Genomic DNA, 22,220 nt, shown 5'->3' with positions numbered 1-22,220 from the left:
GCATGAAACAGTTTCTGGCATTAACGCTGGCGGGGCGGTTGCCGTCGCAGCCCGAAGGGGACATGGGCACGTTTCACTGGGAGTGGCGAGAAGCGGGGGTGCTGCAGCTGACGCCGCACCGCCCTTGCTCGCAGGCGATGGTGCTGTCGGCGGGGATCCACGGTAACGAAACGGCACCGGTCGAAATCCTCGATAAACTGTTGAGTGCGCTGATCGGCGGCAAGCAGGCGCTACGCTGGCATCTGCTGGTGGTGTTAGGTAACCCGCCGGCGCTGCGTGATAACAAGCGCTACCTGCACAGCGATCTTAACCGCATGTTCGGCGGACGCTGGCTGCATTTTCCGGTCAGCGATGAAACCATCCGTGCCGCCAGTCTGGAGCAGACCGTGACGGCATTTTACCAGCGCTGTGCGGCCGACACGCGCTGGCACCTTGATATGCACACCGCCATTCGCGGCTCACATCACCCGCGCTTTGGCGTCCTGCCGGCGCGCGAGCTGCCTTGGGAGCCGGAGTTTTTAAGCTGGTTAGGCTCAGCGGGGCTTCAGGCGCTGGTGTTTCATCAGGCACCGGGCGGCACGTTCAGCCATTTTACTAGCGAGGCCTTTGCGGCGCTGTCATGCACGCTGGAGCTGGGTAAAGCGCGGCCTTTTGGGCAAAACGAGCTGAGTCAGTTTGCCCTGGTGGAACGACAGTTGGCCAATCTGCTGGCGGACGAGCGCGGCGGCGGCTGTGCAACGCCGCCGCTCAACTACCGGGTGGTACAAGAAATAACGCGTCGCAGCGCTGAGTTCCAGCTGCACATGTCAGCACAGACGTTGAACTTTACGCCGTTTGCCAAAGGGACGCTGCTGGCGCAGGACGGCGAGATCCGCTACGTGGTGCAATCGCCCTGCGAGTACGTGCTGTTTCCTAACCCTGACGTCGCGCTGGGTATGCGGGCGGGGCTCATGCTTGAACGTCTTCCCCCATAATATAAAAAAGCCGCACATCATGGTGTTGCGGCTTTTTATTATTTATCCTCGAGGATATTGCAGAATATTCCTGGTGTTTTGCTTTATTAATAAACATGCTTGCTTTATACTTCTTAAAAATCTCTTCTTAATCAGCATATTGCATATTTTTGTTGCAACTCTCCACAGTTTATCCTTAATTTCCTCATAATTGTCGTAAAATTGTTTTTTACACTTTCATTGTTTTACCTACACTCTGATTATTTGACGATAAACCCCGTAAAGTTAATCTCGTCAACACGGCAATGCGCCGTCAGAATAACTGAAAGTAAGGACTTGATGATGAAAAAATTAACTGCACTGTTTGTTGCTTCTACCCTGGCTCTGGGCGCGGCTAATCTGGCTCACGCTGCGGATACCACCACGACCACCGCGGCAGATGCGACGCAGCCGGCCGGTAAGATGATGCATCATCACAAAGGTAAGATGGGCCCACGTCACGATATGATGTTCCAGGGGATGAACCTGACCGATGCACAGAAACAGCAGATTCGCGACATTATGAAAGACAGCCGCGAACACATGAAACGCCCGCCGCAGGAAGAGATGCGTGCAATGCACAGCCTGATTGCCAGCGACAGCTTCGACAAGGCTAAGGCTGAAGCACAGATTAACAAGATGGAAGAGCAGCATAAGACCATGATGCTGTCTCGTCTGGAAACACAGAACAAGATTTACAACATTTTAACGCCGGAACAGAAAAAGCAGTTTAATGCTAATTTTGAGAAGCGTCTGACAGAACATAATGCACCGGAAGGTAAAATGCCTCCTGCGCCTGCCGAATAATCGACCCGGCATACGATCTTAAGACCGCCGAAGTTGCCCATAAATGCCGATGGCTATGGGCAGCTCCGGCGGTTTTCTCATTTATCGCTTCCAGAAGTCATCAAAAACGGTAATCGGCGGACGGCGTTTGTGCTCCGTCTTCAGATACCAGCCTTCGATAATCTTCGCCTGTTCAGGCGCCAGGGTTTTACCTTCCAGATAGTCGTCAATGTTGTCATAAGTGACGCCCAGCGCGACCTCGTCCGGCAGAGAAGGGCGGGAATCTTCAAGGTCAGCGGTGGGGGCTTTCAGATAAAGATGCTCAGGGCAGCCCAGCGCGGCGAGCAGCTGTTTGCCCTGGCGCTTGTTGAGGCGGAAGATGGGGTTAATGTCGGTGCCGCCGTCGCCGTATTTGGTGAAGAAGCCGGTTATCGCTTCCGCTGCATGATCGGTACCGACCACCACGCCGTGGGTCATCCCCGCGATGCTGTACTGGGCCTTCATGCGCTCACGGGCTTTTTCATTGCCGCGAACGAAGTCGCTCAGCTCAATGCCTGCTTCGCGCAGCGCCTGTTCGCTGGCCAGCACGGCTCCTTTAATATTGACCGTCAGTACGCGGTCCGGCTGAATAAATTCGATGGCATCCTGACAGTCCTGTTCGTCGGCCTGCACGCCATAGGGCAGGCGGACCGCGATAAACTGCAGCGCACTGTCGCCGGTTTCCGCGCGCAGCTCGTTAATGGCCTGTTGGCACAGCTTGCCGGTTAGCGTCGAATCCTGACCGCCGCTGATTCCCAGCACCAGGGATTTGATAAACGGATAGGTTTTCAGATATGCCTTGAGAAAATCCACGCTGCGGCGGATCTCTGCTTGTACATCTATTTGTGGTTTTGCGCCGAGCGCCTGAATGATCTCTTGCTGTAATGCCATTTACCCCTCCGGAATGAGTGTGCCAGCCTTGCCGATAGCCCATCAGAACAAAGTGTTAAAGCTACCTCTTTGACGGTAAAACGACAAGGATCACAGTTTTACCAGAGGTAAATAAATCCGATTCATTAACCTGATTGGCGTTGATTTCGGCGTATCGGTTGATAATTAGCAATATTTATTCCAGGCTTAAAAAACATCGAACGAAAGGAGAGGGAAGATGAAAAAGCATGTTGCAGGACTTCTGGGTGCCGCAGCCGTACTGGCAATGCTGGCAGGCTGTACCGCTTACGATCGTACCAAAGACCAGTTCACGCAGCCGGTTGTGAAAGATGTTAAAAAAGGGATGAGCCGTTCACAGGTGATGCAGATTGCCGGCAAGCCGTCATCAGAAATAACCATGACTCACGCCCGGGGTACTTGTCAGACCTATATATTGGGTCAACGAGATGGTAAAGCGGAAACCTACTTTGTGGCCCTGGATGACACCGGTCACGTTATCAATTCCGGCTATCAGACCTGCGCTGAGTACGACACCGATCCGGCGGTTAAGAAGTCATAATCGCGCATCTAGAGGACATCTACGAAAGCCCGACCTTAGCGTCGGGCTTTTTTATCAGACGTCATGCTTATTTCTTGTCGCGAATTATTTTGAGCAAAGTGTGAAGGTAGTCAAAACAAGAGGTCAATGAGAGACAATTTTTGGCTCTTAGGAATTATCGGTAGACAAATTGTTGCCGTATACTCAAGGCATAAACAGTAGATAACTCATCTGTTACATACGAGGGTTATGGGCACATGGAACATCGCCCGATGATGACAGATTTCACAAGTTGAGGAAGCGTGAATGGAAAAGAAACATATCTATCTCTTTTGCTCTGCAGGGATGTCCACTTCATTGTTGGTATCCAAAATGCGTGCTCAGGCTGAGAAATACGAAGTGCCGGTCGTAATTGAAGCATTCTCTGAAACGTTTGCTGGGGAAAAAGGCCCACAGGCTGACGTGATTTTGCTCGGCCCACAAATTGCCTACATGCTGAACGATATTAAAAAGTTATTACCGAACAAGCCGGTTGAGGTTATCGATTCAACGCTCTACGGCAAAGTAGATGGTTTAGGTGTGTTAAAAGCAGCGGTTGCTGCAATTAAGAAGTCAGCTTCGCAGTAATTTTTTATTTTTCCCGTCAAAGAGTTATTTCATATTTAATCGCCGCAATTTTATTGCGGCCCTTTAAGGGTATTTTTCTATGAGTAAAGTGATCGATTCGCTTGAAAAGGTACTCCTTCCTTTTGCTGTTAAAATAGGAAAGCAGCCACACGTCAATGCCATTAAAAACGGCTTTATTAAATTAATGCCACTGACCCTCGCGGGGGCCATGTTTGTATTAATTAATAACGTTTTTCTGAGCTTTGGTGAGGGGTCATTCTTCTATTCAATGGGCATTCGTCTGGATGCGTCCACCATTGAAACATTAAACGGCTTTAAAGCCATCGGCGGTAACGTTTATAACGGTACCTTAGGCATTATGTCGCTGATGGCGCCTTTCTTTATCGGTTCAGCGTTAGCCGAAGAACGCAAAGTTGACCCGATGGCCGCAAGCTTAATTGCAATTGCCGCGTTTATGACCGTTACGCCGTACAGCGTAGGCGAAGCCTATGCCGTAGGCGCTAACTGGTTAGGCGGGGCAAACATTATCTCCGGTATCATTATCGGTCTGGTTGTTGCCGAACTGTTCACCTTTGTGGTGCGCCGTAACTGGGTCATCCGTTTGCCGGATAGCGTACCGGGCTCGGTGTCCCGTTCGTTCTCAGCGGTTATCCCGGGGTTCATTATTCTGTCCATCATGGGGATTATCTCCTGGGCGCTGACCCACTGGGGCACCAACTTCCACCAGATCATCATGGACACCATCTCTACGCCGCTGGCTTCTATGGGTCACGTCGTGGGCTGGGCTTACGTTATCTTTACCTCGCTGCTGTGGTTCTTCGGTGTGCACGGTTCCCTGGCGCTTTCCGCGCTGGACAGCGGCATCATGACCCCATGGGCGCTGGAAAACATCTCTCTGTACCAGCAGTACGGTTCTGTTGAAGCCGCGGTTGCCGCCGGTCACCAGTTCCACATGTGGGCGAAGCCGATGCTGGATTCCTACATCTTCCTCGGCGGTACGGGTGCAACGCTGGGTCTGATCATCGCTATCTTCATCGCCTCTCGCCGCGAAGATCACCGTCAGGTTGCTAAGCTGGCGCTGCCGTCAGGCATCTTCCAGATTAACGAACCGATTCTGTTCGGTCTGCCAATCATCATGAACCCGGTTATGTTTATTCCGTTCATCCTGATTCAGCCGCTGCTGGCCGCGATTACCATGACCGCGTATACCCTGGGCATCATCCCGCCAATCACCAACGTGGCGCCATGGACAATGCCAACCGGTCTGGGTGCATTCTTTAACACCAACGGTAGCGTAGCCGCACTGATTCTGGCGCTGTTCAACCTGGGTGTCGCAACGCTGGTCTACATGCCGTTCGTGATTATCTCGAATAAAGCGCAGGCCACCATTGACAAAGAAGAAAGCGAAGAAGACATCGCCGCTGCTCTGAAATTCTAATGCCAATGCGGTATGGAGCGAACCTCCATACCGCCCTCACAAAAGGGAATAAGTATGTTCGATCTGGATAATGTTGTTGCTGAGGACGTGCAGGAAAACGATCTCGAAGAAGTGGTGATGGGTCTGATTATCAACTCAGGTCAGGCGCGTAGCCTGGCATACGCCGCGCTGAAGCAGGCAAAGCAGGGTGAATTTGAGGCCGCGAAGGCGACCATGGAACAGTCCCGCATCGCGCTGAGCGAAGCACACCGCGTACAGACGCAGCTGATTGAAAGCGATGAAGGTGAAGGCCGCATGAAGGTTAGCCTGGTGCTGGTTCATGCGCAGGATCATCTTATGACGTCAATGTTAGCGCGCGAGCTGGTTGCTGAATTGATCGAACTTCACGAGAAGGTACAATAGGCTTTTCCATATGAGGCAACCAAAGATGATCACCATGGAAATCAACACCGCCCGAGAACAACAGCTCTTTAACGGTAAGAATTTTCATGTCTTCATCTACAACAAAACGGAAAGCATCAGCGGGCTGCACCAGCATGACTACTACGAGTTCACCATCGTACTGACCGGGCGCTATTATCAGGAGATAAACGGCAAGCGGGTCATGCTGGAGCGCGGAGACTTTGTTTTCATCCCGATGGGTTCGCACCACCAGAGCTTTTACGAGTTTGGCGCGACGCGGATCCTCAACGTCGGGATCAGCAAAGACTTCTTCGACACCCATTATCAGGCGCTGGTACCGTTTGCTTTGGTTGCTTCGCAAGTCTATTCGATTAAAAGCACGTTTCTTAGCTACATTGAGTCCGTTATTTCTTCGCTGCATTTTCGTGAAACGGAATTTGACGAATTTATTGAACTGGTTTCCTTCTATGTGATTAACCGCTTGCGGCATTACCGTGAAGAACAGGCGCAGGATGTTACGCCAGCGTGGTTAAAATCCACCGTTGAAGCCATGCACGATAAATTAAAATTTGGTGAAGGTGCTCTGGAAAATATGGTCGAGTTATCCGGAAAAACTCAGGAACACTTAACTCGAGCGACCCAGCGCTACTATGGCAAAACGCCAATGCAGATCATTAATGATATCCGCATTAACTTCGCCAGAAAACAGCTTGAAATAACCAACTACTCGATTACCGATATTGCCTATGAGTCAGGGTATAGCAGCCCAAGTTTGTTTATTAAAACATTCAAAAAGCTCACCTCATTCACGCCGAGCAATTATCGGAAGCAACTGACGGTTATTAAATAACGCGCTGCGGAGTTTCGCCGCAGCTCTGAATTAAAGACTTTAACTATCCACGCATAATGTGGAGGGTAACCCACGTTTAACTTGTGGATCACGAGGGAGAAAAGTATGAGCCAGAAATTAAAAGTTGTCACAATTGGTGGTGGTAGCAGCTATACGCCGGAATTACTGGAAGGTTTTCTCAAGCGCTATCATGAACTGCCGGTCAGCGAACTGTGGCTGGTGGACGTGGAAGATGGCCAGGAGAAGCTGGACATCATTCACGCACTTTGTGAGCGCATGGTAGAAAAGGCCGGCGTGCCGATGAAGGTCTATAAGACGCTGAACCGCCGTGAAGCCCTCAAAGATGCCGACTTCGTGACCACCCAGCTACGCGTGGGCCAGCTTAAAGCCCGTGAAAAAGATGAACGCATTCCGCTGAGCCACGGTTACCTGGGCCAGGAAACCAACGGTGCGGGCGGCCTGTTTAAAGGTCTGCGCACTATTCCGGTGATTTTCGACATCATTAAAGATGTTGAAGATGTTTGCCCGAACGCGTGGGTTATCAACTTCACCAACCCGGCCGGGATGGTGACCGAGGCGGTGTATCGCCATACCAACTTCAAGCGTTTTATTGGCGTATGCAACATTCCGATCGGCATGAAGATGTTCTTCACCGACGTGCTGCGACTGACTGAGAAAGACGATCTTTCCATCGACCTGTTTGGTCTGAACCACATGGTCTTCGTGCGTGATGTGATCGTCAACGGCGAGTCCCGTTTTGCCGAACTGCTGGACGGCGTGGCCTCCGGTACGCTGTCTGCCAACACGGTGAAGAACATTTTCGACATGCCGTTCAGCGAAGGGCTGCTGCGCTCCCTGAATCTGCTGCCGTGTTCTTATCTGCTGTACTACTTCAAGCAGAAAGAGATGCTGGCTATCGAAATGGGCGAGTACTACAAAGGCGGCGCGCGCGCGCAGGTGGTGCAGAAGGTTGAGAAACAGCTGTTTGAGCTGTACAAGAATCCGGATCTGAACGTCAAACCGAAGGAGCTGGAACAGCGCGGTGGAGCGTATTACTCCGACGCGGCGTGTGAAGTGATCAACGCTATCTACAACGATAAGCAGACCGAACACTACGTCAACATTCCGCACCATGGGCACATTGACAATATTCCGGCGGACTGGGCCATTGAGGTCACTTCTATTCTGGGCCGCGACGGCGCGAAACCGCACCCGCGTGTGACCCATTTCGATGAGAAGGTGCTGGGCCTGATTCACACCATCAAAGGCTTCGAAATTGCCGCTAGCCAGGCGGCTATCAGCGGTGAATTCAACGATGTGCTGCTGGCGCTGAACTTAAGCCCGCTTATCCACTCTGATAAAGATGCAGAGGTGCTGGCGCGCGAACTGATTCTGGCCCATGAAAAATGGTTGCCGAACTTCGCCGCCACCGTGGATAAACTGAAACAGTGACAGGAGGCATGATGGAGCGTTTGTTAATCGTTAATGCCGATGATTTTGGCCTGAGCAAAGGGCAGAACTACGGCATTATCGAAGCCTGTAAGAATGGACTGGTTACCTCGACCACCGCGCTGGTTAACGGCGCGGCTATCGACCACGCGGCTCAACTGAGCCGCCGCACGCCAGCGCTGGCGGTGGGGATGCACTTCGTATTGACGCTGGGCGAACCGTTGACGCCGATGCCGGGTCTGACCCGTGAGGGTAAGCTGGGCAAATGGATTTGGCAGATGGCGGAAGAAGACGCGTTGCCGATGGATGAGATTGCCCGCGAGCTGGAGTGTCAGTACCAGCGCTTTGTCGACCTGTTCGACGCTGAGCCGACGCATTTTGACAGCCATCATCACGTGCATATGATCCCGCAAATCTTCCCGCTGGTGGCCGAGTTTGCGAAATCCAAAGGCATTGCGCTGCGGGTTGACCGCACCATTCCGTATCCGTTTACCCTCCCGGAAGGGCTGCGCAGCAGTGAAGGGTTCAGCAGCGAGTTTTATGGCGATGCTATCTCAGATGCGCTGTTCCTTGAGGTACTGGATAGCTCTGCCGCGCGCGGCGAGCAGTCGCTGGAAGTGATGTGCCATCCGGCGTTTGTCGACAACACCATTATGGGCAGCGCGTATTGCTACCCGCGTCTGGCTGAACTGGATGTACTGACCTCAGCGTCGTTGAAATATGCTATTGCGGAAAGAGGCTACCGCCTCGGTACATTCCGCGACGTGTAATCCTTGTTTTACCCCCTCAACCCTTTGCCCGACAGCCACCCTGTCGGGCTTTTTTGTGTATGACGATTGCGCGTGAATCCTGCTATCATAAGGGTTTACCGCTTTGTCTTACTGATTGTGAATTTAACTGCTTATGAAACCGCTTCGCCAACAAAATCGGCAGATTATCAGCTATGTCCCCCGTTCCGAACCCGCTCCGCCCGAGCATGCTGTGAAGGTTGAAGGCTTTCGCGACGTGTGGCTGCTGCGCGGCAAATACGTGGCGTTTGTGCTGATGGGCAGCGCGTTTCGACGTTCTCAGGCGTTCAGCGTTCCGGAATCGGCCCAGCGTTGGGCGGTGCAGATGCGTCAGGAAGGGGACATTGAGGCGTAGCAGGTATAACACCGGATATCAAAAAACCGCGGGTGATTAACCCGCGGTTTTTTTGTGCCCCGGAGAGGGGCGGCGATAACGGTAGCCCGACAGATTAGCGGTGGGCTAACTCGGCATCTTCTTCGCTGTTCAATACGTCTTTATCGGTCTGACGCAGCCATTGGCTGGTCAGCGTACCGGCGGTCATTGAGCCACTGACGTTCAGCGCGGTACGCCCCATGTCGATCAGCGGTTCAACGGAGATCAGCAGCGCCACCAGCGTGACCGGCAGACCCATCGCGGGTAGGACGATCAGCGCGGCGAAGGTTGCACCGCCGCCAACGCCCGCAACGCCTGCGGAGCTAACGGTGACCATACCGACCAGGGTCGCAATCCACAGCGGATCCAGCGGGTTAATGCCGACGGTTGGGGCAACCATTACCGCCAGCATGGCCGGGTAGAGGCCCGCACAGCCGTTCTGGCCGATGGTCGCGCCAAAAGAGGCGGAGAAGCTGGCGATAGATTCCGGTACGCCCAGACGACGCGTCTGCGCTTCAACGTTCAGCGGGATGGAGGCCGCGCTGGAGCGACTGGTGAAGGCGAAAGTCAGCACTGGCCATACTTTACGGAAGTATTTCAGCGGGCTGACGCCGTTGACGCCCAGCAGAATGCCGTGCACAACGAACATAATCAGCAGGCCCAGGTATGAGGCAACCACAAAGCTGCCCAGCTTGATGATGTCCTGCAGGTTAGAACCGGCAACCACTTTGGTCATCAGCGCCAGTACGCCGTACGGCGTGAGCTGCATGACCAGACGCACCAGCTTCATGACCCAGCCCTGTAAGGTGTCGATAGCCGTCAGCACGCGCTGGCCTTTCGGCGCGTCATCTTTCAGCAGCTTCAGCGCAGCAACGCCGAGGAAAGCGGCAAAGATAACCACGCTGATGATTGACGTTGGGTTAGCACCCGTCAGGTCAGCAAACGGATTTTTCGGCACAAACGACAGCAGCAGCTGAGGAACGCTGAGGTCGGCCACTTTACCTGCGTAGCTGCTCTGAATTGCGTTCAGGCGTGCCGTCTCGGCGGTGCCCTGTACCAGACCTTCGGCGGTCAGGCCGAACAGGTTGGTGACCAGTACGCCGACCAGCGCGGCAATCAGCGTGGTGAACAGCAGAGTACCAATGGTGAGCACGCTGATTTTACCCAACTGAGAGGCGTTGTGCAGACGGGCCACCGCGCTCAGAATCGAGGCGAAGACCAGCGGCATGACAATCATTTGCAGCAGCTGTACGTAACCGTTGCCGACAACGTTAAACCACTGAATAGAGTCTTTGAGTACCTGGCTATCAGACCCGTAAATAAGCTGCAGTGCAAGCCCGAAGACCACGCCGATAACCAGACCGACCAGCACTTTTTTTGCCAGACTCCACTGCTTGTGACGCGTTTGCGCCAGCGCCAGCAGCAATACGGCGAACACAACGACGTTCGCGATTAATGGAAGGTTCATCCCCGTTCTCCTGAAGTATTTTCCACGCCGTCTGCGGGCAGTAAAGATGCCGCAGCGGGTGTCTTTTTAGGACAAACCCGTAAAGATTTGTCTGGATGTGAGAAGGTTAACAGAACTGAAAAAAGTCCGCTTATATCCAAATGGAATGGATTATGCCAAAAAAGACATTATCGCTGGATTATTGCTCAGCCCGGCGATTAATAAAGCGATCGAAGTCGTTTTGCAGCAAATTAATCATCGACGAAGACCAGCGCACCACGCTGTTGTCTGGCAGCGATTGCGGCATAAAAACGGCGTAGGCAAACAGCGCCATGCACAGTACGCGCTCTAATTGGTTGCCCTTGCGCGGTGCGAGAATCGGCAAACGAAAGCGCCAGCGGCACGGCCAGAGTAGCGGTACGCCGGCGGGCGTGAGCATATCGGCAAGAATGTGGCTCAGGTAGCCCAGCACCATGCCCTGTACGGCATCGGCGGGGACAATCCAGCTATCCGGGACTTTCAGGTAGAAAAGGGTTAGCGCGCCGAACACGGCGAGCAGGCTGTGGGTAAAGCCGCGATGGCCGCACATTCGGGCGATGGGTTTAGACAGCCAGCTGAGCCGTTGCCCGAGGAAGGAGCGCGGATGGTCGATGTCCGGAAGCAGACAAGTTAATATCGCCGAAGGCACGATGTGCCACCAGTCTCCTTGTGCGAGTACCGGCGTCAGTTCGGCATTTTTAGCAAATACCGCGCAGGCGATAGAAAAGAGCAGATGACCTTCCGCCGTCATGATAAAACCCATTAATCTGTGAATTCATACAGTATAGGGTTTTTGTACAGTAGGCGGAAGAGGTTACGGTGTAACTCTTTGTCAAAAAATTAACGTGCCAGCCAGCCACCGTCTACGGCTATCGTATAGCCATTGATGTAGTCTGATGCCGGCGAGGCAAGAAACACCACCGGGCCTTTGAGATCGTCCGGCGTTCCCCAGCGACCGGCGGGAATGCGTTCGAGGATGGCTTTATTGCGCTCGACGTCATCACGCAGCGCCTCGGTGTTGCTGGTCGCCATGTAGCCCGGGGCGATGGCGTTAACGTTGATGCCATGCTGCGCCCATTCGTTAGCCAGCAGGCGGGTGATACCTAATACGCCGCTTTTGGAGGCGGTGTAGGATGGCACACGGATGCCGCCCTGGAAAGAGAGCATTGACGCAATATTGATAATCTTGCCGCCGCTGCCCTGGCTCAGGAACTGCTTTGCTACCGACTGGGAAAGGAAGAATACGGATTTCAGATTCAGGTTCATGACGTCGTCCCAGTCTTTTTCGCTGAAGCTCAGCGCATCTTCGCGACGGATAGTCCCGGCGTTATTCACCAGAATATCGATGCGGCCAGCGGCAGCAACGGCGGCCGGCACGATATCGGCGATCCCCTCAGGTCGGCTGAGATCGGCCTGAATAGCAAACATCCGGCGGCCCAGCGCGGCCACTTTTTCTGCGGTTTCCTGCGGGATACTGCGGCTGACGCTCACGATATCGCAGCCGGCTTCCGCCAGCCCCAGCGCCATCCCTTGACCAAGACCTTTATCACACCCGGTCACCAGCGCGACTTTACCTTGCAGATTGAAAGTATGAAGCATGATTTCGACCCCTGTATTTGGTTTTTATCGTTATGAGAAGACTTACAGGGCTAGAGCATAGAAGGGCATAGCAGAAATTTCAAATAAAAATAAAACAGCGTTTCATTTTTATGATTGGGTTGGCATTTGCGGGCACAATTGGTGCCCGCATTATCATTAGCCGCACAGATTTTCGCGGGTCAGATATTCCAGCGACGTCAGTTTAACGTCGGCAAGCGCAAAACGCGGGTCGAGCTGGCTTTCTGCGGCAGGCACGACAATCGAGCGCATGCGGGCGGCCTTGCTGGCAACCATGCCGTTCACGGAATCTTCCAGCGCCACGCAGCACAGCGGGTCAACGCCTAGCGCCGCCGCACAGTTGAGATACACCAGCGGGTGCGGTTTGCTGTAGGGCAGGCTGTCGGCGGAAGCGAGCGCATCGAACTGGTCACGCAGGTCGAACATGGTCAGCACTTTTTCCAGCATATACAGCGGAGAGGCCGAGGCCAGGCCCACTTTTAGCCCCTGCGCTTTACACAGGGCGACGGCTTCGCGTACCCCCGGCAGCAGTGGACGCGTTTGCTCAACCAGCGCAATCACTCGGGCAATCATGCGTTCAACGACCGTCGCGCGGTCCGGGCCGCTCCAGGGTTGTTGACCGAACCACAGATCCACCACCAGGTCGATGCGCAAACCGCGGGTGTCAGGAAGCTCGTGTCGGCGGGAGAAATCGACACCCAGTTCGCTCAGTACTTCGTGTTCGGCGCGATCCCACAGCGGCTCAGAATCGATCAGTAAGCCATCCATATCGAAAATAGCGGCGCGTATTTGACGCTCGGCGGACATAACTACCTCTCCTTTAGGGTAACGAATGCGGCTTAATGGTATATCATATCGCGCGTAAAGTCGGGCGAAAGTCGCCTTCAGCAGGTAGACTTCATAAGCACTTAGCCCGAGATTCAGGCGTCTTAACAAGGGGAACTCATGACGTATCAACAAGCTGGACGCATTGCCATCCTCAAGCGTATCGCCGGGTGGGTGATATTTATTCCTGCGCTTATCTCTACGCTGATTTCCGTGCTGAAATTCATGTACGAGCACAGTGCAAAGCAGCCGGGGATCGATGCCGTCATGATGGATTTCGTACACGTGATGGTCGACATGATGCGTTTCAATACGCCGTTTTTGAATCTGTTCTGGTACAACTCGCCGCAGCCGGACTTTCATAACGGGCTGAATATTATGTTCTGGATTATCTTTGCGCTGATCTTTGTGGCGCTGGCGCTGCAGGATTCCGGGGCGCGGATGGCGCGTCAGGCGAAGTTCCTGCGCGAAGGGGTGAACGATCAGCTCATCCTGGAGAAAGCGAAAGGGGCGGAAGGGCTGAGCCGTGAAGCGCTGGAGGCGCGGGTAGAGGTACCTCGCCATACGATTTTTGTGCAGTTCTTCCCGCTGTATATTTTGCCGATTATCGTCATCGCGATCGGTTATTTCGTTCTGAAGGTGCTGGGTTTTCTCTAATGCAGGCCGGATAGGGCGTTTACGCCGCTATTCGGTCATCTGACCGTATCCGGTCGACAAACAATAGGCCCGGCGATTCATTGCCGGGCCTATTGTTTTATGCAGCGGGAATGGCGCGCGGTTTGCCCTGAGGGTCGACCGCAACGTAGATAAACAGCGCCTCGGTGGCTTTATAGCGCTGGCCAATCGGTTCTGATGAAACCTTCTTGACCCAGACTTCAATATTGATGGTGACCGACGTATTGCCGCGCTTGACGCAGCGTGCGTAGCAGCACACGACGTCGCCGACCGCGACCGGGCGCAAAAACGTCATGCCGTCGACCCGTACCGTCACCACGCGGCCGTGGGCCACTTCCTTCGCCATAATGGCGCCGCCAATATCCATTTGTGACATTAGCCAACCGCCAAAAATATCGCCGTTGGCATTGGTATCCGCAGGCATGGCTAGCGTACGTAATACCAGCTCTCCCTGCGGAGCGTCATTCTGTAGTGTCATTCTTATTCTCTGTGCTTACTTGTGGTCGTCTTGTGGCATATGACGATAGATGTACACGCCGCTCAGTACGGTGAATACCAGCGTCAACGCCGTCAGGCCAAACACCTTAAAGTTTACCCAAATGTTTTGCGGTAACCAGAAGGCGATATAAATATTTGCCAGCCCGCAGAGGATGAAAAACACCGCCCAGGCGAGGTTCAGCTTCGACCAGACCGCGGCCGGCAGGGTAATCTCTTTGCCGAGCATGCGCTGAATCAGCGGCTTTTTCATTACCCACTGGCTCACCAGCAGCGCGCCGGCGAACAGGGCGTAAATCACCGTCACCTTCCACTTAATGAACTCGTCGTTGTGGAAGAAAATGGTCAAACCGCCGAAGAACGCCACCACGATAAAGGTGATCAGGGCCATTTTTTCGACTTTGCGATAGCGCACCCAGCTGTAAATCAGGACCACGGCAGTGGCGACAATCAGCGCGCCGGTTGCCGCATAGATATCATAAATTTTATAAAAAGCGAAAAAGACAACCAGCGGTAAGAAATCCAGAAACTGCTTCATACTTCGATTCCGTAGTTCAGCGCCGCCCGCCAGCGGGCGGCATGAGATTATTGACGAATAAGCATATACACGCGGAATAAATAGATCAGCAACAGGGCGGAAACCAGGTTACTGAGCGCATTAACCACTACGGCGCCAAGGTACGGCGTCAGGAAGGCAAAGCTTGATGCAAACAGTAGCAGCAGCGTTTTTGCCAGCATCCAGCCCACGACGGCGGGCGCAATCAGGCGCATATTAGCCCAGCCGAGTCGGGTACTGTGCCGAATGGCGGCAAAGACACCCAGCTTGTCCTGGACCAGCATGACCGGCGCGAACGCCAGCACGATAGCCAGCAAAATGCCCGGCACCACGATCAGCATGACGCCCATCTGGACGAGGAAGGTACTGATAAAAATCAGCACCAGCAGCTTCGGCAGCACCGGCGCGCTGGCGCCAATGGCGCGAAGCGCGCTCACCGGCTGCCCGGCAGAGATGAGCTGAATCATCAGCAGAATACCGCCCGCAAGGATGGCATTACCAATCAGCCCGGCAAAGGTCGATGCCGCAGGATCTGCTGTTGCTCCGGCGTCATGTTCTGAACCAAATCAAACAGCCCCGTACTGCCGGCGAGATGATCGCCGGTTGTCAGCGTCGCCAGCTGTTCATCGCTGGGGGAAAAGGCATGGCCAAGCACCACCGTGATAAATGAACAGAGCAAGGCAATCAGTAAAATGGTGACGAACTGATTGCGGAAAAAATTACCCGTGTCACGGTATACAGACTGCGCCGTGATAGACATGCACTCTCCTTGAGTATTGCAGGTGTTAATTAGCCGGCAATTGTACCGCAAATCGCGCCTGCGTAGCAGCCTCTGCGCCAGCTCCGCTAAGTATATCTTTGTAAAGAGGTTCCAGCGGCGGCAGGCCGTATCGCGCGCGGGCTCGATTGCACGCTTCGTTGAGTTCGCCGTTCTCACCGGACATCGCGAACTCGCGGCACGGAGAGGGACGGTGAGCATAGATAGTACAACTGACGGAATCGCCTATCGTGCCCGAAAGGGCCGAGCAGCGCGACTGACGCTGGTTAGTGCCGGTCATACAGCGCAAAAAGGGGGTAACAGGCTCAGTAAGCTGCGCGGGGACGGGGCCACCTGCATCATCACCTTCTGCCCAGTAAAAAGAGACTCGAAAATACGCACAACAGGCACCGCACGTCATGCACGGGTTGATTTCACTCATGATTACACCTGATCAAAACGCATCAACAATATTGTCGTGTCCTAAATTATCCAGCCGCTGAGAAGCCGACAAGAGGAGACAAAAAAAATTTTCCGACAAATCAATAAAATTGATATAGCTATTAATAACGGTTGTGACATAAAGCCACAAAATTGATCTGGATTAACAAATGTTAAATCTAATGACTTTGTGTGATCCGTGACGGATCAAAAGTAACTCATTGTGGGTATATTTGCCGCGCTTGAAAAACCATAATGAGGAAGTGGATATGAAAAAGTTAGCAGCGGTTGCATTGGCGTTAAGTACTGTTTCCGGCGGCGCCTGGGCGCATGAAGCCGGCGAGTTTTTTATTCGTGCGGGTTCGGCAACGGTACGTCCTACGGAAGGATCGGATAGCGTCCTCGGCAGTCTGGGAAGCTTTAACGTCAGTAATAACACTCAGTTAGGCTTAACCTTTACCTATATGGCGACTGACAATATTGGTATTGAACTGCTGGCCGCCACGCCGTTCCGTCATAAGGTTGGCACGGGCCCTACCGGCGATATCGCCACTGTCCATCATTTACCGCCGACGCTGATGGCGCAGTGGTACTTTGGCGACGCGCAGAGCAAATTCCGTCCTTATATTGGCGCGGGTATTAACTACACCACCTTCTTTGATAATGATTTCAATAAAACCGGTAAAGAGGCGGGGCTGTCGGATCTCAGTCTTGACGATTCCTGGGGCGCGGCCGGGCAGGTGGGGCTGGATTATCTGATCAACCGCGACTGGCTGATCAACATGTCCGTCTGGTACATGGATATCGACACCAACGTGAAGTTTAAACACAATGGCGTGAACCAGAGCGTCAGTACCCGACTGGATCCGTGGGTGTTTATGTTCTCGGCGGGTTATCGCTTCTAAGGCGTTCCCGGCGGCAATTTATGCGGTCGGGATGTTTTTCTAGCGGCAGGCCTCGGTAGTGATTTTCACCGCCAGCCTGGCCGCGCGCCCTTGGGCGATAGAACGCGGAATCAGGTAGATCATATTCGGACCCGGCGTCAGCGCCATGCCCAGCGAGACGGTGATTTTTTCATCCTACGATGCCAGGCTTTACTGCGGAGGTCATTGTTAGTGGGAAGGTCAGTTACGCCAGGCGTAGCGTTTCGGGCGAAAAAAAAGCCCGCATCGGATGCGGGCAAAAATACTGGAAGCAATGTGAGCAATGTCGTACCGAATACCTGAGTGATTTGCTCAACTACTCGGTAATGAGAAAGATAATATTTCTCATTTAAGATATCAACCCTATCTTTTGTGTGAAAGCGATTTTTTTATCCGAGGGTGAAGACCGTCCGTTTCAGACTATTGTCCAGTGACCAGGCTGTGGCAACGTTTTGCAGCGGCACGGGCGTGGTGGCGATGGTAAATCCGCCCGCAACCGCCGCATTCAGCATCTCGCCGGTCGCCTGCAACAGCTGCGACATTGGCAGGCTGCCAATCCCGCTTCCCATTAGCTGCAGCGGGGCGGATCGCAGTATCGCGCCGTTAAGCGCAATGTCGCTTCCCGCGAGTGACCCGACCTGTACGTAACGAATGGGGGTGTGGCCGCGGCTGTATTTCGCCAGCGCCGGCAGCATCAGTTCCGCGCTGTGCCCCCAGAGATAATCGACGACGACATCAATCCCCAGGTTGGCCTGAACGGCGAATTCGGCGCTGAGGGCGGTGTCATCTCCGGTGAGCAGGATGCTGACATCAGCGTCCAGTGCCGCAAGTGTGCTGGGGTTACGCCCGGTAGCGATCACTTTGCTGGCCCCGAGATGGCGGGCAATTTGCACCGCTAGCTGTCCGGCGCTGCCGGTTGCGCCGTTGACCAGTACGGTTTCACCGGCCCGGAAATTCGCGCGCTTCACCAGCGCCGCCCAGGCGGACATGCCTGGATTGGCCATCGCCGCGGCGGTGATATCGTCCAGGTCGTCCGGCAACGCAAAGCAGTTCTGACGGTCAACAGGGGCGTACTGCGCCATGCTGCCCCACGGCGCGGTTGGAAAGGCAAAATAGACTCGTTCACCGGAAGGGAGCGTGCCGGTGCCGTCGATGCCGACGACAAACGGCAACCTGCCGTCAAAGCTGTAATGTTTACCCGAGGCGCGGCTTTTCACGACGTGGCTGATGGCGGCGGCACGGACGCGAATCCGCATCTGTTCATCGCCCACCGGCGGTTCATCAAAATCGGCCCATACCGGGCCCTGGTCAAGGTCAAAAACGACGGCTGCTTGCATAAAGGTGTCTCCAGAAGATAATTATGTGTAAAATGCACATATCAGATAACGGCACTATACTTGGTTGGAAAATATATGCAATATGCACATAATAATTATGACATCACGGACTTCCACGGTGCGCTGCTGGATATTATCGGCGTCATGAATCAGCCGGCCCGCGACGAGCAGCTGTTACAGGCGGCGGGCGTTCAGCTTGAACAGCTGCTGTTTCCGCTGCTGGTGGCGATTGGTCGCTGTGGGCCGATAGGCGTGGTGGAGCTGGCGGATAACCTCGGGCGGGATTACACCACCGTCAGCCGCCAGGTGAAGAAGCTTGAAGCTCAGGGGCTGGCACATAAGCAGCCGAACGAACGCGACAGGCGGATTAGCGAAGTGACGCTGAGCGAGCAGGGGCAGGCGATTTTTGCGCAGATAGCGGTCGCGCGGCAGACGCTGATGAATCGGGTACTGGGGAACTGGTCGCCGGAAGAGGTACAGACGCTGTTTACGCTGACGCGTAAATACGCCGACAGCCTGCAACAGCAATAAGCCGCCCGACGAGCGTCAGGCGGCTTGAGGCGTTACGCCGATTTGGTGGCCGCTTTCATACGGGCCACAAAGCGTGAAAGCTCATCCAGCATTGCCTGCGGATTGTCGACGTTACGCTCAATGATTTTGACAATGGCGGAGCCCGAGATAGCCCCGGCGGCACCGGCTTCAATCGATGCGGATACCTGATCCGGCGCAGAGATACCAAAGCCCTGCAGCGGCGGCGCGGCGTTGTACTCTGCCAGTTTCGCCACCAGGTGGTGCAGCGGCAGGGCGGCGCGAGTTTCGGTACCCGTCACGCCCGCACGGGAGAGCAGATAAGTGTAACCACGACCGTGTTCGGCAATCTGACGCAGCAGCTCGTCGTCGGCGTTCGGCGGGCAGATGAAAATCGGTGCCACGTTATGACGCATGGCGGCCTGACGGAACGGCGCGGACTCTTCCACCGGCACATCGGCGACCAGTACGGAGTCGACGCCTACGCGCGCGCATTCGGTGTAGAACTCGTCAATGCCGCGGTTGAACACCAGGTTGGCGTACATCAGCAGGCCAATCGGAATCGTCGGGTGCTTCTGGCGAATAGCCGCCAGCATCTCAAAGCACTGAGTCGGCGTGACGCCAGAAGCAAACGCACGCAGGGTCGCGTTCTGGATGGTTGGGCCATCGGCCAGCGGATCGGAGAACGGAATACCCAGCTCAAGCGCATCGGCGCCGCCTTCAATCAGCGCATCAATGATTTTCAGTGATTGTTCCGGATTCGGATCGCCTAAGGTGACGAAGGGAACAAACGCGCCTTCCTTGCGGGCCTTCAGTTGAGCAAACAGGTTGTCATAGCGTTCCATCAGATTTCCCCTCGCGCTTTCAGAATATCGTGTACGGTAAAGATGTCTTTGTCGCCGCGCCCGGACAGGTTTACGACCAGCAGCTGCTCTTTTTCTGGGTTTTCACGCATCATTTTCAGCGCGTGGGCCAGGGCGTGGGAGGACTCCAGCGCCGGGATAATCCCTTCATGGCGGCTGAGTTCCTTGAACGCATCCAGCGCTTCGTTATCGGTAATCGAGACGTATTCAGCACGGCCAATGCTGTTCAGGAAGGCGTGCTGCGGCCCAACGGACGGGAAGTCCAGACCCGCAGAGATTGAGTAAGACTCTTCAATCTGGCCTTCATCAGTCTGCATCATCGGCGATTTCATACCAAAGTAGATGCCGACACGGCCGTGTTTCAGCGGCGCGCCGTGTTCGCCGGTTTCAATACCGTGACCGGCTGGCTCAACGCCAATCAGACCAACGCTGGTTTCATCGATGAAGTCGGCGAACATACCGATGGCGTTAGAACCGCCGCCGACGCAGGCAATAACCGCATCCGGCAGACGACCTTCTTTTTCACGGATTTGCACTTTGGTCTCTTCACCAATCATGCGCTGGAATTCACGCACGATGGTTGGGAACGGGTGCGGGCCTGCTGCGGTGCCGAGCATATAGTGCGCGGTTTCATAGCTGCCAGACCAGTCGCGCAGCGCTTCGTTACAGGCATCTTTCAGCGTCGCGGAGCCGCTGTGTACCGCAATAACCTCTGCCCCCATCAGGCGCATACGGAAAACGTTCGGCGACTGACGTTCGATATCTTTCGCGCCCATATAGATGCGGCACTTCAGACCGAGCAGGGCACAGGCGAGCGCGGAGGCTACGCCGTGCTGACCAGCACCGGTTTCGGCGATAATTTCGGTTTTACCCATGCGTTTTGCCAGCAGCGCCTGACCCAGAACCTGGTTGGTTTTGTGCGCGCCGCCGTGCAGCAGATCTTCACGCTTGAGGTACAGCGTGGTTTTGGTGCCTGCCGTCAGGTTGCGGCACTTGGTCAGCGCAGTCGGACGACCGGCGTAGTTTTTCAGCAGGTCGGTAAATTCGGCCTGAAATTCGGGATCCTTCTGCGCGCTGACAAACGCTTCTTCCAGCTGGCGCAGGGCGGGCATCAGAATCTGCGGAACGTACATGCCGCCAAATTCGCCGAAGTAGGGGTTCAGTAAAGTACTCATTCTTGCTCCTTAATATGCGCGCAGCGTCTGAAACACCGAGGCCAGTTTGCTGGCATCTTTAATACCCGGTTTTGACTCGACACCTGAATTGAAATCCAGCCCGACGCAGCCGCTTTTGGCTGCATCTACGCAGTTGTCTGCGCTTAACCCACCGGCCAGCATCACATTGCTCAGATCCTGACCTTGTAACAGTGACCAATCAAACCGCTGGCCGGTGCCGCCCTGGCCGTTGTCGAACAGATATCTGTCGACGTGCTTCAGGCTGCGCGGCGGCAGTGCATTGGTGACGCTCAGCGCTTTCCAGATTTGTACATCGGCCGGTAGCGCGGCGCGCAGGTCATCGATGTAGGCCTGTTCTTCATCACCGTGCAGCTGTACCGCACGCAGGGAAAGCGCAGTCGCGCGACCAACGACCTCCGCAACCGGGGCATTGCGGAATACGCCGACGTAGCTCAGCGGCGCGGCGGCGATAACCTCGCGAGCCTGCTCAACGCTTACCGCGCGCGGTGAAGTGGGGACAAAAATCAGTCCGCCATAAATAGCGCCCGCTTCATAGGCCGCCTGGGCATCCTGCGCGCGGGTCAGCCCGCAGACTTTATTCTCCCCCAGCAGTACACGGCGGACCGCCGCGTTGAGGTCATCGTGCGCCATCATCGCTGAACCGATCAGGAAACCGTTGGCGTAATGGGCCAGCTCACGAACCTGGGCATTCGTGTTGATACCGGATTCGCTGATGACGGTGACCTCGTGACCCAAACGCGGTGCCAACTGGCGGGTACGGTTGAGGTCGATGGAGAGATCGCGCAGGTCGCGGTTGTTGATGCCGACGACTTTTGCCTTCAGCGCAATGGCGCGCTCAAGCTCTTCTTCATTGCTCACCTCGGTCAGCACGCCCATGTTCAGGCTATGCGCCACCGCGGACAGCTGACGATACTGTTCATCGTCCAGCACGGAGAGCATCAGCAGACAGGCGTCCGCCTGGTAGAAACGCGCCAGATAAATCTGATAGGCGTCGATAATAAAGTCTTTGCACAGAATCGGTTGCGGTGCGATACCGCTGACGATCGGCAGAAAATCAAAGCTGCCCTGGAAGTACTTTTCATCGGTCAGTACCGAAATGGCGGAGGCGTAATGCTTGTAAACGTTGGCAATACGTGCCGGATCGAAATCATCGCGAATGACCCCTTTTGACGGAGAGGCTTTTTTGCACTCCAGAATAAACGCGGTGCGGGTGCCGCTGAGCGCATCATAAAAATGACGCTGGCTTGGTTGCACGTCGTTCTGGAACGAGGCTAACGGTTGTTGTTGTTTGCGGGCTTCTACCCAAATCGCTTTATCGGCAACGATTTTTGCTAATACGGTCTGCATT

Annotated in this window: 25 protein-coding genes and 2 pseudogenes; 13 read left to right on the top strand and 14 right to left on the bottom strand. The window is 54.5% G+C overall.

The window, feature by feature from the left end; translation table 11 throughout:
• The first annotated feature begins 2 nt into the window (after window positions 1–2).
• On the top strand, window positions 3–974 hold the full coding sequence (gene astE, locus H7R56_RS14100; protein WP_106926535.1) for a succinylglutamate desuccinylase: 972 nt from the start codon (window positions 3–5) through the stop codon (window positions 972–974).
• 318 nt (window positions 975–1,292) lie between these two features.
• Entirely contained in the window at window positions 1,293–1,799 is a 507-nt protein-coding gene (gene spy / locus H7R56_RS14095) for an ATP-independent periplasmic protein-refolding chaperone Spy (protein WP_182928285.1), read from the top strand.
• 81 nt (window positions 1,800–1,880) lie between these two features.
• On the opposite strand, the gene nadE is transcribed toward spy, so the two are convergent.
• Window positions 1,881–2,708 (bottom strand): ammonia-dependent NAD(+) synthetase, encoded by an 828-nt coding sequence (nadE, locus tag H7R56_RS14090; protein ID WP_106926539.1) that lies wholly within the window; start codon window positions 2,706–2,708, stop codon window positions 1,881–1,883.
• 217 nt (window positions 2,709–2,925) lie between these two features.
• On the opposite strand from nadE, the gene osmE reads away from it, so the two are divergent.
• From osmE to cedA, 8 genes are all read left to right on the top strand, one after another.
• Entirely contained in the window at window positions 2,926–3,267 is a 342-nt protein-coding gene (osmE, locus tag H7R56_RS14085) for an osmotically-inducible lipoprotein OsmE (RefSeq protein ID WP_106926541.1), read from the top strand.
• A 285-nt stretch (window positions 3,268–3,552) separates the two neighbouring features.
• Window positions 3,553–3,873 (top strand): PTS sugar transporter subunit IIB, encoded by a 321-nt coding sequence (locus tag H7R56_RS14080; RefSeq protein ID WP_106926543.1) that lies wholly within the window; start codon window positions 3,553–3,555, stop codon window positions 3,871–3,873.
• 79 nt (window positions 3,874–3,952) lie between these two features.
• Window positions 3,953–5,311 (top strand): PTS N,N'-diacetylchitobiose transporter subunit IIC, encoded by a 1,359-nt coding sequence (gene chbC, locus H7R56_RS14075; RefSeq protein ID WP_182928284.1) that lies wholly within the window; start codon window positions 3,953–3,955, stop codon window positions 5,309–5,311.
• 54 nt (window positions 5,312–5,365) lie between these two features.
• A complete protein-coding gene (gene chbA / locus H7R56_RS14070) occupies window positions 5,366–5,713 on the top strand; it encodes a PTS N,N'-diacetylchitobiose transporter subunit IIA (protein ID WP_106926547.1) in 348 nt (115 codons plus the stop codon).
• A 25-nt stretch (window positions 5,714–5,738) separates the two neighbouring features.
• Window positions 5,739–6,563 (top strand): transcriptional regulator ChbR, encoded by an 825-nt coding sequence (chbR, locus tag H7R56_RS14065; protein WP_182928283.1) that lies wholly within the window; start codon window positions 5,739–5,741, stop codon window positions 6,561–6,563.
• Window positions 6,564–6,668: 105 nt separating this feature from the next.
• Window positions 6,669–8,015: a 6-phospho-beta-glucosidase gene (locus H7R56_RS14060; RefSeq protein WP_106926551.1), complete on the top strand. Its 1,347-nt coding sequence runs from the start codon at window positions 6,669–6,671 to the stop codon at window positions 8,013–8,015.
• Between the two features lie 11 nt (window positions 8,016–8,026).
• Complete coding sequence (chbG, locus tag H7R56_RS14055) at window positions 8,027–8,782, top strand: chitin disaccharide deacetylase (protein WP_106926553.1); 756 nt, start codon at window positions 8,027–8,029, stop codon at window positions 8,780–8,782.
• 133 nt (window positions 8,783–8,915) lie between these two features.
• Window positions 8,916–9,155 (top strand): cell division activator CedA, encoded by a 240-nt coding sequence (gene cedA / locus H7R56_RS14050; protein ID WP_106926555.1) that lies wholly within the window; start codon window positions 8,916–8,918, stop codon window positions 9,153–9,155.
• Window positions 9,156–9,249: 94 nt separating this feature from the next.
• Here cedA and H7R56_RS14045 read toward each other — a convergent pair whose 3' ends face one another.
• The 4 genes from H7R56_RS14045 to hxpB all read right to left on the bottom strand — a co-directional run bounded on the left by H7R56_RS14045 (window position 9,250) and on the right by hxpB (window position 13,083).
• A complete protein-coding gene (locus H7R56_RS14045) occupies window positions 9,250–10,641 on the bottom strand; it encodes an L-cystine transporter (protein WP_106926557.1) in 1,392 nt (463 codons plus the stop codon).
• A 178-nt stretch (window positions 10,642–10,819) separates the two neighbouring features.
• Window positions 10,820–11,410, bottom strand: coding sequence for a metal-dependent hydrolase (locus H7R56_RS14040; RefSeq protein ID WP_106926559.1), 591 nt, complete (start codon window positions 11,408–11,410; stop codon window positions 10,820–10,822).
• An 89-nt stretch (window positions 11,411–11,499) separates the two neighbouring features.
• Window positions 11,500–12,258: a 2-dehydro-3-deoxy-D-gluconate 5-dehydrogenase KduD gene (kduD, locus tag H7R56_RS14035; RefSeq protein WP_374956738.1), complete on the bottom strand. Its 759-nt coding sequence runs from the start codon at window positions 12,256–12,258 to the stop codon at window positions 11,500–11,502.
• 156 nt (window positions 12,259–12,414) lie between these two features.
• Window positions 12,415–13,083: a hexitol phosphatase HxpB gene (gene hxpB, locus H7R56_RS14030; protein WP_106926563.1), complete on the bottom strand. Its 669-nt coding sequence runs from the start codon at window positions 13,081–13,083 to the stop codon at window positions 12,415–12,417.
• A gap of 138 nt (window positions 13,084–13,221) precedes the next feature.
• Here hxpB and H7R56_RS14025 point away from each other — a divergent pair, with 138 nt between their 5' ends.
• Entirely contained in the window at window positions 13,222–13,758 is a 537-nt protein-coding gene (locus H7R56_RS14025) for a YniB family protein (RefSeq protein ID WP_106926565.1), read from the top strand.
• A 97-nt stretch (window positions 13,759–13,855) separates the two neighbouring features.
• Here the strand turns inward: H7R56_RS14025 and yciA are convergent, their stop codons facing one another.
• The 4 genes and pseudogenes from yciA to H7R56_RS14005 form a co-directional block, all read right to left on the bottom strand.
• The gene (gene yciA, locus H7R56_RS14020; protein ID WP_106926567.1) at window positions 13,856–14,254 is read right to left on the bottom strand and encodes an acyl-CoA thioester hydrolase YciA; all 399 of its coding nucleotides are present in this window, start codon (window positions 14,252–14,254) and stop codon (window positions 13,856–13,858) included.
• A 15-nt stretch (window positions 14,255–14,269) separates the two neighbouring features.
• Entirely contained in the window at window positions 14,270–14,809 is a 540-nt protein-coding gene (locus H7R56_RS14015; RefSeq protein ID WP_106926569.1) for a septation protein A, read from the bottom strand.
• 47 nt (window positions 14,810–14,856) lie between these two features.
• Window positions 14,857–15,587, bottom strand: a pseudogene (locus H7R56_RS14010) (YciC family protein).
• 25 nt (window positions 15,588–15,612) lie between these two features.
• Window positions 15,613–16,026 (bottom strand): YkgJ family cysteine cluster protein, encoded by a 414-nt coding sequence (locus tag H7R56_RS14005; RefSeq protein ID WP_106926571.1) that lies wholly within the window; start codon window positions 16,024–16,026, stop codon window positions 15,613–15,615.
• A 268-nt stretch (window positions 16,027–16,294) separates the two neighbouring features.
• Here H7R56_RS14005 and ompW point away from each other — a divergent pair, with 268 nt between their 5' ends.
• Window positions 16,295–16,930: an outer membrane protein OmpW gene (gene ompW, locus H7R56_RS14000; protein ID WP_106926573.1), complete on the top strand. Its 636-nt coding sequence runs from the start codon at window positions 16,295–16,297 to the stop codon at window positions 16,928–16,930.
• Between the two features lie 72 nt (window positions 16,931–17,002).
• On the opposite strand, the pseudogene H7R56_RS27690 reads toward ompW, so the two are convergent.
• Together H7R56_RS27690 and H7R56_RS13990 are read right to left on the bottom strand one after the other, a co-directional pair.
• A pseudogene (locus H7R56_RS27690) lies at window positions 17,003–17,077 on the bottom strand (LysE family translocator); the annotation flags it as partial.
• 260 nt (window positions 17,078–17,337) lie between these two features.
• Window positions 17,338–18,285, bottom strand: a complete 948-nt coding sequence (locus H7R56_RS13990) for a quinone oxidoreductase family protein (RefSeq protein ID WP_106926575.1) — start codon at window positions 18,283–18,285, stop codon at window positions 17,338–17,340.
• Between the two features lie 75 nt (window positions 18,286–18,360).
• On the opposite strand from H7R56_RS13990, the gene H7R56_RS13985 reads away from it, so the two are divergent.
• Entirely contained in the window at window positions 18,361–18,816 is a 456-nt protein-coding gene (locus H7R56_RS13985; RefSeq protein WP_106926577.1) for a MarR family winged helix-turn-helix transcriptional regulator, read from the top strand.
• Window positions 18,817–18,848: 32 nt separating this feature from the next.
• On the opposite strand, the gene trpA is transcribed toward H7R56_RS13985, so the two are convergent.
• Genes trpA through trpCF form a run of 3 tightly spaced genes read right to left on the bottom strand, consistent with a single transcriptional unit; the run spans window position 18,849 to window position 22,219 of the window.
• Window positions 18,849–19,658: a tryptophan synthase subunit alpha gene (trpA, locus tag H7R56_RS13980; RefSeq protein ID WP_106926579.1), complete on the bottom strand. Its 810-nt coding sequence runs from the start codon at window positions 19,656–19,658 to the stop codon at window positions 18,849–18,851.
• Window positions 19,658–20,851 carry a tryptophan synthase subunit beta gene (trpB, locus tag H7R56_RS13975; RefSeq protein ID WP_106926581.1) on the bottom strand — a complete coding sequence of 398 codons (1,194 nt, stop codon included), beginning with the start codon at window positions 20,849–20,851 and terminating at the stop codon, window positions 19,658–19,660. The genes trpA and trpB overlap by 1 nt, the downstream gene beginning before the upstream one ends.
• Window positions 20,852–20,860: 9 nt before the next feature.
• On the bottom strand, window positions 20,861–22,219 hold the full coding sequence (gene trpCF / locus H7R56_RS13970) for a bifunctional indole-3-glycerol-phosphate synthase TrpC/phosphoribosylanthranilate isomerase TrpF (RefSeq protein ID WP_106926583.1): 1,359 nt from the start codon (window positions 22,217–22,219) through the stop codon (window positions 20,861–20,863).
• Window position 22,220: the final 1 nt, after the last annotated feature.

Origin of the sequence: Klebsiella sp. WP3-W18-ESBL-02 (genome assembly GCF_014168815.1) — a bacterium.
Taxonomy (GTDB): Bacteria; Pseudomonadota; Gammaproteobacteria; order Enterobacterales; family Enterobacteriaceae; genus Kluyvera; species Kluyvera ascorbata_B.
This window is presented reverse-complemented; position numbering and strand designations above follow the sequence as displayed.

Coding starts and splice junctions, on each gene's coding strand:
- chbG (WP_106926553.1), top strand. CDS start 8,027: ATGGAGCGTTTGTTAATCGTTAATGCCGATGATTTTGGCCTGAGCAAA.
- trpA (WP_106926579.1), bottom strand. CDS start 19,658: ATGGAACGCTATGACAACCTGTTTGCTCAACTGAAGGCCCGCAAGGAA.
- H7R56_RS14015 (WP_106926569.1), bottom strand. CDS start 14,809: ATGAAGCAGTTTCTGGATTTCTTACCGCTGGTTGTCTTTTTCGCTTTT.
- chbR (WP_182928283.1), top strand. CDS start 5,739: ATGATCACCATGGAAATCAACACCGCCCGAGAACAACAGCTCTTTAAC.
- ompW (WP_106926573.1), top strand. CDS start 16,295: ATGAAAAAGTTAGCAGCGGTTGCATTGGCGTTAAGTACTGTTTCCGGC.
- trpB (WP_106926581.1), bottom strand. CDS start 20,851: ATGAGTACTTTACTGAACCCCTACTTCGGCGAATTTGGCGGCATGTAC.
- astE (WP_106926535.1), top strand. CDS start 3: ATGAAACAGTTTCTGGCATTAACGCTGGCGGGGCGGTTGCCGTCGCAG.
- spy (WP_182928285.1), top strand. CDS start 1,293: ATGATGAAAAAATTAACTGCACTGTTTGTTGCTTCTACCCTGGCTCTG.
- chbA (WP_106926547.1), top strand. CDS start 5,366: ATGTTCGATCTGGATAATGTTGTTGCTGAGGACGTGCAGGAAAACGAT.
- trpCF (WP_106926583.1), bottom strand. CDS start 22,219: ATGCAGACCGTATTAGCAAAAATCGTTGCCGATAAAGCGATTTGGGTA.
- H7R56_RS14080 (WP_106926543.1), top strand. CDS start 3,553: ATGGAAAAGAAACATATCTATCTCTTTTGCTCTGCAGGGATGTCCACT.
- H7R56_RS14005 (WP_106926571.1), bottom strand. CDS start 16,026: ATGAGTGAAATCAACCCGTGCATGACGTGCGGTGCCTGTTGTGCGTAT.
- H7R56_RS13990 (WP_106926575.1), bottom strand. CDS start 18,285: ATGCAAGCAGCCGTCGTTTTTGACCTTGACCAGGGCCCGGTATGGGCC.
- H7R56_RS14060 (WP_106926551.1), top strand. CDS start 6,669: ATGAGCCAGAAATTAAAAGTTGTCACAATTGGTGGTGGTAGCAGCTAT.
- yciA (WP_106926567.1), bottom strand. CDS start 14,254: ATGACACTACAGAATGACGCTCCGCAGGGAGAGCTGGTATTACGTACG.
- hxpB (WP_106926563.1), bottom strand. CDS start 13,083: ATGTCCGCCGAGCGTCAAATACGCGCCGCTATTTTCGATATGGATGGC.
- nadE (WP_106926539.1), bottom strand. CDS start 2,708: ATGGCATTACAGCAAGAGATCATTCAGGCGCTCGGCGCAAAACCACAA.
- osmE (WP_106926541.1), top strand. CDS start 2,926: ATGAAAAAGCATGTTGCAGGACTTCTGGGTGCCGCAGCCGTACTGGCA.
- H7R56_RS13985 (WP_106926577.1), top strand. CDS start 18,361: ATGCAATATGCACATAATAATTATGACATCACGGACTTCCACGGTGCG.
- kduD (WP_374956738.1), bottom strand. CDS start 12,258: ATGCTTCATACTTTCAATCTGCAAGGTAAAGTCGCGCTGGTGACCGGG.
- H7R56_RS14040 (WP_106926559.1), bottom strand. CDS start 11,410: ATGACGGCGGAAGGTCATCTGCTCTTTTCTATCGCCTGCGCGGTATTT.
- chbC (WP_182928284.1), top strand. CDS start 3,953: ATGAGTAAAGTGATCGATTCGCTTGAAAAGGTACTCCTTCCTTTTGCT.
- cedA (WP_106926555.1), top strand. CDS start 8,916: ATGAAACCGCTTCGCCAACAAAATCGGCAGATTATCAGCTATGTCCCC.
- H7R56_RS14025 (WP_106926565.1), top strand. CDS start 13,222: ATGACGTATCAACAAGCTGGACGCATTGCCATCCTCAAGCGTATCGCC.
- H7R56_RS14045 (WP_106926557.1), bottom strand. CDS start 10,641: ATGAACCTTCCATTAATCGCGAACGTCGTTGTGTTCGCCGTATTGCTG.